We start from the raw sequence: 11,878 nt of genomic DNA on the forward strand, positions 1-11,878 counted from the left end.
CGTATTAAATAAAGGCGCTCCCCTGCATGCAAGGCAGCGCCTTTATGGCTGTTAGCTTACCGGAACTATCCTGATGATTCCAGTTCAGCAAATCAATAAACTTAATTTACAGTAACTTTACCACTGGCACTTATTGTTACAGTATAATTATTGCCTGCTGTCTTGGCAGGAACACTAACTGAACTGCCAGAACCGATAGGAGTAGCAATAGTAGTTGTAGCTGCACTACTAGCGCACTGCCAGTTGCCTTTTGTCTGTTGAGCAGCAACCGTAACTGACGTCGCAGCAGACGCTCCACTATCCAAATATTCAGCAACTACCTCAGCGTAAGCAGAGCGAACATTTGCAAGATCTACAGCCTCACGGCTCTTCTCCAACTGAGTGGTAAATATCGGAATTGCAATAGCAACAAGAACTGCGATAATTGCAACTACAATAAGGAGTTCAGCAAGTGTGAAGCCCTTCTTTTCATTTAATCTCTTAATCATTTCATTTCTCCTTTTCTTTGCTTGAAAACCAATAATGAATTGATGTTTATAGTTTTATGCTATCCTTTATTTCGGATAATTACAAGAATACTTAAGTGAATTTTTCTTAAAAAAGAATAAATTTATTAAATTTTTATACAACTTCACAAACTATCTTCGCAATTAATTTTCAAAAGCTGAACACATGCCTTAAATCTTAGTCTGAAATTGCGTGATACTGACAGATACATAAGGTCATCCTTAGTCATGTTTCGATTTTTAATAACAAGCCTCGTTACACGAAGATCCTCATCTTCCTTCATTTTCATAAGGGCCTCCGAGGGGGCATTAACATTTTTTGCCACATTCTCACGAACCAGCCATTCTCCATCCTCTGCGAGGCGTTCGAGAACATCTTTTGGGGTGCTGCTGTTACTTGCAACAGCTTTTCTTACATATGTGTCTCTGTAATTTGAAAGGTACTCAAGTACTTCGTCCGGAGTGTTTGGGTTTCCGGCTATTTTTTCACATACTCTCCAGTCATCATCCTTAGATAGTCTGGTAAGCACTCTTGCCGGAGTATTGATATTACCGGCAACAGCCTTCCTTACATATGCATCTATATCATCAGACAGATGTCTTAAAATCTGTTCAGAGGAATTGACATTCCCAGCAACTCCTGCACGAACAGACTGCTTCTGGTCATTTGCAAGCTCTGATAAAAGCTCAACAGGCGCTTTTTTATTGGAAGCCAGACTATTTCTTACAACTGTCTGCATGTCCCCCTTGAGCTTTTGAAAAACGACCAGAGGAATATTTTCATTCCCGGCAACCTTCTCTCTGACAAGTGTCCTTTCATCAGATGCAAGCTTTGTGAGAATCTCAGGACTGGCATTTTTATTCTCAGCCACAGCAGCTCTTACATTTCTATCCTCATCCTCTGCCAACACTGCTAATATTTCCGCTTTTGTATTTTCATTTTCCGCTACTGCCAATCGCACCGTTCGCTTTTCGTCACGAGAAAGCTCCTCAAGCATTTCAGGAGTGGCATTTACATTTGCTGCAACTCCGCTTCTTACAATCTTACTGTCCTCTTTTAAGAGACTTGAAAGAACAGCCTCCGGTGTATGTGGATTAAGCGCAATCCTATATCTTATGACGTCACTGCTATCATTTGAGAGCTTTATCAGCACCTTCTCCGGAGTCCTATGATTTTCAGCAACTCCCCATCTAACAACGTCGTTTTGATTTTCAGAGAGTTTCTTCAAAAGCTCCGAAGATGCATTAGGATGAATTGCAATTCCTCTAAGAACCCTAATGTCAGCGGCATTTCCTTCATAGAGAATATCGAGAATCTCAGAAGGTGTATCTTCATCCTTCAGAATGTCTTCATTTATCTCATCCCAATCGGCAAATTGGTATTCATATAAGAAAACATCAACAAGTTCGCTATTAATCTTATCTTCCATAAGCGTCATCTCCATTTACATACTTAAAAAGCCTTTGAAAACATTTACTTCATAGATGTATTTCAGGATAGGATCCTGAACTATCCATTTCATCATAGTCGAACCTATACTTGTTGGCTCAATGAGGGTTATTATGGTCATCGCAACGAACATATATAATATGCCCTCTATGACTCCCCATATTATTCCAAGTATATCGGCTGCTGACCGCTCACGGTTGACCATGAGACCTTTAATAAATAGTCCAATAATGGAAGTTATTATCTTAAGTCCCATATAACATATGAACAGAGCTACCGCGTAGATTATAAACTCGGTGTATTTGGCCGTTAGTTCCTGCTTCTTTTCTTCAGTGATAGACGATCCGGATAAACTCCTATAATCCGAATTACTATAGGCTTCTGAGTTGGTACTTTCATCTTCTCCAAGGACTATCTTTTCATATTCTTCAAGCTGTTCCTCGGAGCCCACAAAGTTTTGGATATACTTTTGGAGTATACCTGTATCCTCAGCAGTCTCTGTATCCTCACCCATCGCAAGAACGTATACATAGGGTTCTATCGCTTCCGAGACAATCTTGCCAAGATTGCTTTTATTTTCTAAAGCGGTTGTCATTTTGGGAGCCATAGTTGTTATCAGCGCGAGAATGATCACCCATGTCACAATCCCATAAACTGCACCATAGAGTCCTCTTCTCCAGCCTCTGTACATCGTCAGCAGCTCCATCACCGCAAAGCTTGCAAACAGACTATTCATTTCTCTGTTACTCCCAGGTCATTTCTTCACAACACTGACCGATTTCGCAATGCCGGACTTCTTTATCTTTTTCTTATAATTTGAGAGTTTAGCCTTTGGCACCTTGATATTTGCCTTTTTAGCAATAGATTTAAAACACTTCTTTCCGAATGTCTTTATCTTTTTTGAGTTAATTGTCACTGTCTGAAGCTTCTTACATTTATAAAATGCTTTCTTTCCTATGCTTGTAACATTCTTACCTATTGTAACTTCAGTCAGTGCCGAGCAACCCTCGAAAGCACTGTTACCTATAGTCTTTACATTTTCCAATATGGTTACTTTTTTTAGTTTTTTTGACTCATAAAAAGCCTTGTCAGCAATTCCTGTGACCTTGTAGGTTATCCCATTTACTTTTATTGTCTTTGGAACTTCAAAGGAAGTCACAGATAAATCCTTAATTTTGGTTAGCAGAACCTCTGACTTGCCAAGTGTCACATATTCCGCATTGTTGGCAGTGACTACATCTCCAAGCCTATCTGTTCCTGTAAATGATATGCCATTGTCTTTTGCGTATTTTTCTGCAGCGGTATCATTATATCCATATATACTAAATCCCGGGACTAACCTGGGACCCGCTTCACTATCGTAATATCCTATTCCTCTGGTTAAAATTGAAGTCACCGAATATGGAATTGTTATACTCTTTAATTCAGGAGTATCATAAAATGCCCCACCGCCAATACTTTCAAGGCCTTCTTCCAAGGATACAACCGTACCCTCTGCTTTGCATAAATCCCAACAATATGCAAACGCCTCACCGCCAATGCTTTTAACATTTTTAGGGATCGCTACTCCCTGAAGCCGAGAGCACATTCTACACATATTTGGCGGAATCTCTTTAATTCCTGTGGGAATATTAATACTTAGAACATTACTACAGCCTTCAAATGCACCGAGTCCGATAGAAGTAATGTCATTGTGAAGAGGAAGAGTAGTTAATCCTGTGCATCCCATAAATGCGTATCCGCTAATTGAAGTAATCCCTAAATGAAGCGGTAAGCTTTTCAGTGATATACATCCTGAAAAGCATGCATAAGGTATATCTTTTACAATATTTGGAATATTTATAGAAAATAATTTCGTACAGTTTCTAAAGCAATAGTTGCCAATAACTGCAACTGTAGGAGAAATATCCACTGAAACAATTTCGGAATTTTTATCAAATGCGTACTCTCCTATAGTGTCTAATTTATGAGATGTCAGATTGATTTTTGTAATAACAGGCCCACCATATTTACCCGCATATTTATCCCCCACATTAGGAAATAATGCTTTATGGTCATTAGGAATTACAATTACTTTTCTTTTGTTCTCTAATGAGAATGCTCTTTTACCTATCGCTGCAACAGGATAAACCGCTTCAGCCCTTCCACCCACAGCGCATGTTACATACTCAGGAACTGTAATTTCAGTAATTAAAGGATCATTTCCCCTGTATCCGCGCACAACAGCCTCATTTGCCTTTATCTGGTATTCAAAGCCATCATCACATACAATTGTCGGATATCCATCCTCAAGCTCGCCTTCAACATACGCCGCCTTGGCACTCATCCCGCAGATGAATAACAGCAAAAAGCAGAAAGTAGCAATACCTGTAAAATAGAAATTCTTTAATCCACTCTTCATAGTTCTACCTCCGAAAGAAAGCAAGTAAGCAAACTATAAGACAAATTAATTATATATCCTCAGCCAGTCCTTTTCTCTTTTTGCGATAATTTGTTATTCAAATTTAATACTTTTCATCTTTTCTTTACTTTTAATAAATAAAAAAGGGACGGTATCATCAGCTGATACCGTCCCTAATGGATTCTTTATTGAATTACATTGACTTGTGGCAAGTTCTGTTGATAACGTCCATCTGCTGCTCTCTTGTGAGATCGATGAACTTAACAGCATAACCTGATACACGAATTGTGAAGTTAGCATACTCAGGCTTCTCAGGATGCTCCATAGCGTCCTTGAGCTTCTCAACACCAAATACGTTAACGTTGAGGTGGTGAGCTCCCTGATCAAAGTAGCCGTCCATTACGTTTACAAGCTTCTCTGCGCGCTCTTCATCATCGTGACCAAGAGCACCGGGATTGATGGTCTGAGTATTTGAAATACCATCAAGAGCGTACTCGTAAGGAAGCTTAGCTACTGAGTTAAGTGAAGCAAGGAGTCCTGACTGCTCAGCACCGTAAGCCGGGTTAGCACCGGGTGCAAAAGGAGCAAATGCAGGTCTTCCATCCGGAAGAGCTCCTGTAGCCTTACCATAAACTACGTTAGATGTGATTGTAAGGATTGATGTTGTAGGCTCTGAGTCTCTGTATGTGTGGTTCTTCTTAACCTTCTTAAGGAAGGTCTTAAGGAGCCATACAGCGATCTCATCAGCTCTCTCATCATCATTACCATACTTAGGGAAGTCTCCCTCGATCTTATAGTCAACTACAAGACCAGACTCATCACGAACAGTCTTAACCTTTGCATACTTGATAGCGCAAAGTGAATCTACAACGTGTGAGAAGCCTGCGATACCTGTAGCGAATGTACGACGTACATCTGTATCGATAAGAGCCATCTCAGCTGCCTCATAGTAATACTTGTCGTGCATGTACTGGATGAGGTTGAGGATATTCACATAAAGGCTTGCAAGCCAATCCATCATCTTGTCATACTTAGCCATTACCTCATCATAATCAAGATACTCAGAAGTAATAGGAGCATACTCAGGACCTACCTGCATGCGGTTACCCTGCTTATCAAGGAACTTCTCATCCTTACCGCCGTTGATAGCGTAAAGAAGGCACTTAGCAAGGTTAGCTCTTGCACCGAAGAACTGCATCTCTTTACCGGTCTGTGTTGCAGATACACAGCAGCAGATGCTGTAATCATCGCCCCAAACAGGTCTCATAACATCATCGTTCTCGTACTGGATTGAAGATGTTGTAACTGAAATCTTAGCTGCATACTTCTTGAAGTTCTTAGGAAGTCTTGAAGAATACAGTACTGTAAGGTTAGGCTCAGGTGAAGGACCCATGTTCTCAAGTGTATGAAGGAATCTGTAGTCGTTCTTTGTAACCATGTGACGACCGTCCATACCAAGTCCGCCGACCTCAAGAGTAGCCCAAACCGGATCTCCTGAGAAGAGCTGATTGTAGCTGGGAATACGAGCAAACTTAACCATACGGCACTTCATTGTAAGGTGATCGATAAGCTCCTGTGCCTCAGACTCAGTAAGTGTACCCTCCTTAAGGTCTCTTTCGATATAAATATCAAGGAATGTAGAAACACGTCCAACTGACATTGCAGCACCGTTCTGTGTCTTAATAGCTGCAAGGTAGCCGAAGTATAACCACTGAACTGCCTCTCTTGCGTTGTTTGCAGGCTGTGAAATATCAAAACCATATACTGAAGCCATCTCCTTCATGCCACGAAGTGCACGGATCTGCTCAGCGATCTCCTCACGCTGACGGATAACTTCATCAGTCATAACACCGCATCCGCAAAGTGAAAGATCTTCCTTCTTCTGCTCGATAAGGAAATCAATACCGTAAAGAGCTACTCTTCTGTAGTCACCTACGATACGTCCACGTCCGTATGTATCCGGAAGTCCTGTAACGATGTGGCTGTGACGAGCTGCCATCATCTCAGGTGTATATGCATCAAAAACTGCCTGATTGTGTGTCTTGTGATACTCAGTGAAAATCTTGTGGAACTTCTCATTTACCTTGAAGCCGTAAGTATCTGCAGCCTGCTCAGCCATCTTGATACCACCGTAAGGCATGAATGCTCTCTTAAGGGGCTTGTCTGTCTGAAGACCTACAACTGTCTCAAGGTCCTTCATTGACTCATCGATATATCCGGGGCCATATGCTGTAAGACCTGATACAACCTCTGTCTCGCACTCAAGTACGCCGCCGTTAGCACGCTCAGCCTTCTGAAGCTCCTGGAGTTTGCCCCAAAGCTTATCAGTAGCCTCTGTAGCATCAGCAAGGAAACTCTCGTCTCCCTCGTACATAGTATAGTTGTTCTGGATAAAGTCTCTTAAGTTAACTTCATCAGTCCACTTGTTCCCTTTAAATCCTCTCCACTGTTCTCTCATAATTTCTACTCCTCTCTTGTAAAACGATACCACCCTCGAGTTGCATCTATAGCAAGTTGCAAAAAGCAACATAATAAGAAATTATTTGTGTGCCAATTACCAGAACCACAATATATTGTATATTGTAATACATAAACCACAATATGTATATTCTAAATATGACACCAATGTGTATTTTTACATATACTGCCTCACTTTTCAACCATAAACCCCGAAAAAAAGCCAAAGTTGACAACTTTTGTCAACTTTGGCAATAAATTAACGATTTTTATGTATTTACTTGTAAATAATTATGTCACCTGACTCGGCTGAATTTTTGAACTTTCACCTCATCAGTTAGCGCCAAGGATTTTTCTTGCATTCTCTACCCTTTCGGCACTGGGTGCTTCCACACCTTCAAGCTGATAAGGAATTCCAAGTTCCTCCCACTTAAACTGTCCAAGGGAATGATATGGTAAAACATCAACCCTTTGAACATTTGTAAGCGTGTCCAGAAATTCTCTGGTTTTTTTCAGATATTCATCATTGTCTGTGATTCCGGGAACCAGCACATGTCTTATCCAGACGGGCTTTCCTATTTCAGATAAGTATCTCAGACAGTCCTTAATGTTTTCATTAGGCTTTCCGGTGAGCTTTATATGCTCATCATTGTCTATGTGCTTGATATCCACAAGTAAAAGATCCGTATCCTTCATAAGCTCTTGGAATTCGGAAAAGAATGGCTCCTGCCTTGTAAATGGCTCTGCTGCGGTATCAATGCAGGTGTTTATACCTCTCTGCTTGGCTTCTCTGAATAGCTCACGAAGAAAATCCATCTGCAGAAGCGGCTCGCCACCACTCACGGTTATACCACCGTCCTCTCCCCAATAGCTTCTATAGCGCTCTGCCTTATCGAGGAGTTCAGCTGCAGATCTCACATCCGTAGATTCCGGATTCCATGTATCTGCGTTATGGCAGTACTTACAGCGAAGGTTACAACCTTTTAAAAATATGATAAAACGAACCCCCGGCCCATCAACTGAGCCGAAGGTTTCTATTGAATGAATTCGCCCTTGTGTCATTTTGCCCTCATCCGTCAGCTTCGCTGACACCTTCCCCCACAGGGGGAAGGCTTTAATTTTCTATACCTCTATGCTTCCAGGCATTTAAATCTTAATATTCTTATGCCTTTCCAGGCATTAAATCTTAATATTCTTATGCCTTCCAGGCTTCAACCTGAGCGCTGAGCCATTCCGCAAACTTATCAACGCCCTCGCCTGTCTTTGCACAGATAGGAATAATCTCTGCCTTAGGATTTCTCATATGGATGTACTCTTTACATTTCTCAAGATCAAAATCGAAATAAGGTGCCACATCAATCTTGTTGATGAGAACAACATCGCAGATGCTGAACATAAGAGGATACTTAAGAGGCTTGTCATGTCCCTCAGGCACTGAGAGGATCATTGCATTCTTTGATGCTCCTGTATCAAACTCTGCAGGGCAAACAAGATTTCCTACGTTCTCAAGGATTGCAAGATCAACATCGCCTTCAATAAGAGCATCAAGGCCCTGTCTTGTCATATCAGCATCAAGATGGCACATACCGCCTGTGTGAAGCTGGATTGCCTTAACACCTGTCTCAGCAATTTTCAGAGTATCAACATCAGAGTCGATATCTGCTTCCATAACACCGATCTTGTACTTATCCTTAAGTGCTGCAATAGTTGCTTTAAGAGTTGTAGTTTTTCCTGATCCCGGTGATGACATAAGATTAAGTAGAAAGATTCCCTTATCCTTAAGCTCACCTCTAAGGAGATCAGCTCTCTCATCATTGCTCTCAAATACGCTTCTTTTTAATTCAATAATTCTTGTACTCATTCTACTTCCTTTTCTTCTTTTACTACTTTTGGTTCTTCTGTTTCCTTTGAATCCTTATCATCCTTAGATGTCTTAGATTCCTTGGACTTTTTTGCTTTGTCCTTCTTTTCCTTCTTGTCCTTGGTCTTGTTCTTCTTTACTTTATCCTTAACCTTTTCTTTTACCTTTTCACTGAGCTTTTCGCCGTTACTTACACCGGCTGCTTCCATAGCTTCATCAATGATTGATGCATCATCAGCATTCATGATATCCATAAGTGCGGGATGATTTTCAGCAAATGAAGGATCTATCTCATCCTCTTCTTCGTATCCCTTCTTCATAGCAGGAAGGCGATATTTTCTCTCATAAAGATCAACCGCAATCTCAAATTCCTGATTCTTCTCTTCCTTAAGATGCTCGATATACTCATGTGTATCAAACATTCCCTCGCTTACTTCGAGAAGACATACAGCTATGTTACTACAGTGATCTGCAATTCTCTCATAGTCAGTACCAAGCTCTGAGAGAGAGAAGCCCATATCTATGGTACATTTACCCTTACGAAGACGTCTCACATGTCTGCGCTTAACCTCCATATTGAGGCCATCAATAACTTCTTCAAGGGGTTCAACTGACTGCGCCAACTTAAGATCCTGATTCTGGAATGATGTATATGCCAGATCAACGATCTCCCTTACAGCATTTGAAAATATCCTTAGCTCTTCACTTGCTTTAGGAGAGAATTTCTCCTTCTTGTCATGCATGGTTCTTGCAATCTGAGCGATGTTAAGTGTGTGATCACTGATTCTCTCAAAATCGGTAATGCAGTGAAGAATGATTGAAAGTGTTCTTGAATCAGTCTCCGCAAGATGGTGGTTATTTATCTGCATGAGGTAAGTTCCAAGCTGATCCTCATATCGGTCAACCTTTTCTTCAAGTCTTCTGACTTCTTCAGCAACCTCCGGATCATAGTTCTCAAGAAGAGGAACCGCTTTTTCAAGACCTTCTCTTGCAAATTCAGCCATATCCATGGCAACCTGCTTACTCTGTTCAAGAGCAAAGGGAGGGTTCGTGAGGAATCGGGGATCCAGCTTTGTAATTCCCTGCATCTCCTCCTGCTCCTCGCGCTCTTTCTCATCAATCGGAATTGATGCGTATGCCATCTTAACAAGAAGTCCCGAGAACGGCAACATAAGCGGTGTAGCCACCAGATTGATAAGTGTATGAATAGAAGCTATTCCAACCATACCTGCTGTCTGATGCATGAATGCAAAATCTACGATTGAATGTAATATGTAGAAAATGATCATGAAAGAGCTGGCTTTTATTATATTGAAGTACAAATGCATAAGAGCTGTTCTCTTACCATTTTTATTAGCTCCAAGTGATGAGAGGATAGCTGTTATACAGGTTCCTACCTCTGCACCTACTACAACCGGAAGCGCTACGCTATAGGTGATGTGCACTGACATGGCCAACGCCTGCATGATACCGATGGTTCCCGCAGAACTCTGAATGACCATTGTAAAGAACACACCAACCAAAAATCCGATGTACGGCTTACTGAATGACATAAGCACACTCTGGAATCCCTCATTGTTCTTAAGAGGTGATACCGCATCTGACATCATGCTCATTCCAAACATAAGCACTGAAAAACCAATCAGAATAAGTCCGATGTTATTCTTTTTATCGCTCTTGGAAAACATATAAAGAACAATACCGATTATTGCCAAAAATGGCGTAAACGATGTGGGCTTGAGCAGATTGATAATAAAGTTATCACTGCTGATAGCATTCAAGCTGAGCAGCCATGCCGTAAATGTTGTACCAAGGTTGGCACCAAGAATAACATTAACTGCTTCTTTAAGTGTCAATATACTTGAATTAACGAGACCGACAACCATGACGGTTGACGCCGATGATGACTGAACCAGTGCAGTGACTCCCACACCAAAAAGATAAGCAATGATAGGGTGACTCGTAACCTTACTAAGCGCAGCTTCAAGCTTTCCGCCGGCCGTCTTGGTGAGACCACCACTCATGACATTCATACCATACAGAAACAGAGCCAGTCCTCCGAGAAGCCCTGCAATTAGTGAAAATAAATCCATAGAACTCATCCATACCTCCTACATCTTGGGTACTACGTATTTTTATCCCTTCTTCTTCAAATGTATGGTAACTGAAAAAAAATCAAATAGCAAGCACCATTCTGATATATTTACCGAATTGAGCCTCAGATCTGGGAACTTTAACCCCGTCGTGATACTCATCTCCGTATATATTTTCTTCTATATCAACCTCATCTGTTTTAACAAACCCCAACTTTTCGCACAGATGAATGGAGACAAGATTTTCAGCCTTCACAAAGGTTATGATTCTCTCAAACTGAAGTATCTTTCTTCCATATTCAATGATAGCCTTACAAACCTCGTAGGCAAAGCCCTGTCTTTGATACTCTGTTCCGATCAAAAATCCCAACTCGATATCGTCGAAACCATTGCGGACACTAAATCCGGCTCTGCCTATCACGCGGCCATCTTCTTTCCTTACAACTGTCCACGTACCGAATCCCAGTAGTCCATAAACCTTTTCAATATAATCCGCCTGATATTTTTTCTCATCTTCAGGATTCTTGAAAAGCCCTTCCATATATCTTGTCATCTCAGGATCCGCATATATCTTGTAAAACTCATCAACATCATCTACTGTGGTCTCTCTGATGATGCATCTGTCAGTCTCTAAGATTGTCCATGGAATATGAGCATACCTCTGGTATGCTTTTTCGTATGAATCAAATCCAACCTCTTCAATGTCAGTAAAAACATATTGAAGTCCGGGAAAATTCTCATCAGCATTTTTATCATGCAAAACTCCGACTACATATGCTCCGCCTAAAAGGAGTATCTCCGAAATTTCTGATGAATCTGTGAGAAAAAGAATATCATTAAGACTGTGCTCCGAGTTGTTCTCCACGATTTCCAAAAGAAGCTTCTCTTTTGTCACGATCCAAGGCTCGGGGTACACAATTCTGCTATGAACACCATTCATTTTCAGGTAGTCCACAGCACTCTGAACTTTTTCGCTGACGCTTAAGTCAGTCTTATTTTTTAAGCAAAAAATGATTTCCCTTAGCAACTTTTATATACCTCAGCTATATTGTATAATTAATTGCAAATTTCTAAAACCCTCATCTGTCAGTGCCTGTCAGATAAGTAAAA

9 protein-coding genes are annotated in these 11,878 nt (G+C 41.0%); all 9 read right to left on the reverse strand.

Going from position 1 to position 11,878, the window contains the following annotated elements:
- Positions 1–101: 101 nt before the first annotated feature.
- Positions 102–488: a type IV pilin protein gene (locus tag G586_RS24390; RefSeq protein WP_051204301.1), complete on the reverse strand. Its 387-nt coding sequence runs from the start codon at positions 486–488 to the stop codon at positions 102–104.
- Between the two features lie 143 nt (positions 489–631).
- On the reverse strand, positions 632–1,936 hold the full coding sequence (locus G586_RS0100300) for a hypothetical protein (protein WP_026526076.1): 1,305 nt from the start codon (positions 1,934–1,936) through the stop codon (positions 632–634).
- 15 nt (positions 1,937–1,951) lie between these two features.
- Complete coding sequence (locus G586_RS0100305; protein ID WP_026526077.1) at positions 1,952–2,692, reverse strand: CvpA family protein; 741 nt, start codon at positions 2,690–2,692, stop codon at positions 1,952–1,954.
- 18 nt (positions 2,693–2,710) lie between these two features.
- On the reverse strand, positions 2,711–4,177 hold the full coding sequence (locus G586_RS0100310; RefSeq protein WP_196811520.1) for a leucine-rich repeat domain-containing protein: 1,467 nt from the start codon (positions 4,175–4,177) through the stop codon (positions 2,711–2,713).
- 373 nt (positions 4,178–4,550) lie between these two features.
- Positions 4,551–6,815, reverse strand: a complete 2,265-nt coding sequence (gene pflB, locus G586_RS0100315; protein ID WP_026526079.1) for a formate C-acetyltransferase — start codon at positions 6,813–6,815, stop codon at positions 4,551–4,553.
- Between the two features lie 332 nt (positions 6,816–7,147).
- Entirely contained in the window at positions 7,148–7,876 is a 729-nt protein-coding gene (pflA, locus tag G586_RS0100320) for a pyruvate formate-lyase-activating protein (protein ID WP_026526080.1), read from the reverse strand.
- Between the two features lie 133 nt (positions 7,877–8,009).
- Positions 8,010–8,675 carry a hydrogenase nickel incorporation protein HypB gene (hypB, locus tag G586_RS0100325; protein ID WP_026526081.1) on the reverse strand — a complete coding sequence of 222 codons (666 nt, stop codon included), beginning with the start codon at positions 8,673–8,675 and terminating at the stop codon, positions 8,010–8,012.
- The gene (locus G586_RS21155; RefSeq protein WP_242831944.1) at positions 8,672–10,777 is read right to left on the reverse strand and encodes a Na/Pi cotransporter family protein; all 2,106 of its coding nucleotides are present in this window, start codon (positions 10,775–10,777) and stop codon (positions 8,672–8,674) included. The genes hypB and G586_RS21155 overlap by 4 nt, the downstream gene beginning before the upstream one ends.
- A gap of 73 nt (positions 10,778–10,850) precedes the next feature.
- Entirely contained in the window at positions 10,851–11,723 is an 873-nt protein-coding gene (locus G586_RS24395) for a GNAT family N-acetyltransferase (RefSeq protein WP_155833992.1), read from the reverse strand.
- Positions 11,724–11,878: the final 155 nt, after the last annotated feature.

The organism is Butyrivibrio sp. VCD2006 (genome assembly GCF_000423925.1).
GTDB lineage: Bacteria > Bacillota > Clostridia > Lachnospirales > Lachnospiraceae > Butyrivibrio.

What these genes read in the sequence shown, in the direction of transcription:
- G586_RS0100300 (WP_026526076.1), bottom strand. Translation starts at nt 1,936, where the DNA reads ATGGAAGATAAGATTAATAGCGAACTTGTTGATGTTTTCTTATATGAA.
- hypB (WP_026526081.1), bottom strand. Translation starts at nt 8,675, where the DNA reads ATGAGTACAAGAATTATTGAATTAAAAAGAAGCGTATTTGAGAGCAAT.
- G586_RS21155 (WP_242831944.1), bottom strand. Translation starts at nt 10,777, where the DNA reads ATGAGTTCTATGGATTTATTTTCACTAATTGCAGGGCTTCTCGGAGGA.
- pflB (WP_026526079.1), bottom strand. Translation starts at nt 6,815, where the DNA reads ATGAGAGAACAGTGGAGAGGATTTAAAGGGAACAAGTGGACTGATGAA.
- pflA (WP_026526080.1), bottom strand. Translation starts at nt 7,876, where the DNA reads ATGACACAAGGGCGAATTCATTCAATAGAAACCTTCGGCTCAGTTGAT.
- G586_RS0100305 (WP_026526077.1), bottom strand. Translation starts at nt 2,692, where the DNA reads ATGAATAGTCTGTTTGCAAGCTTTGCGGTGATGGAGCTGCTGACGATG.
- G586_RS24390 (WP_051204301.1), bottom strand. Translation starts at nt 488, where the DNA reads ATGATTAAGAGATTAAATGAAAAGAAGGGCTTCACACTTGCTGAACTC.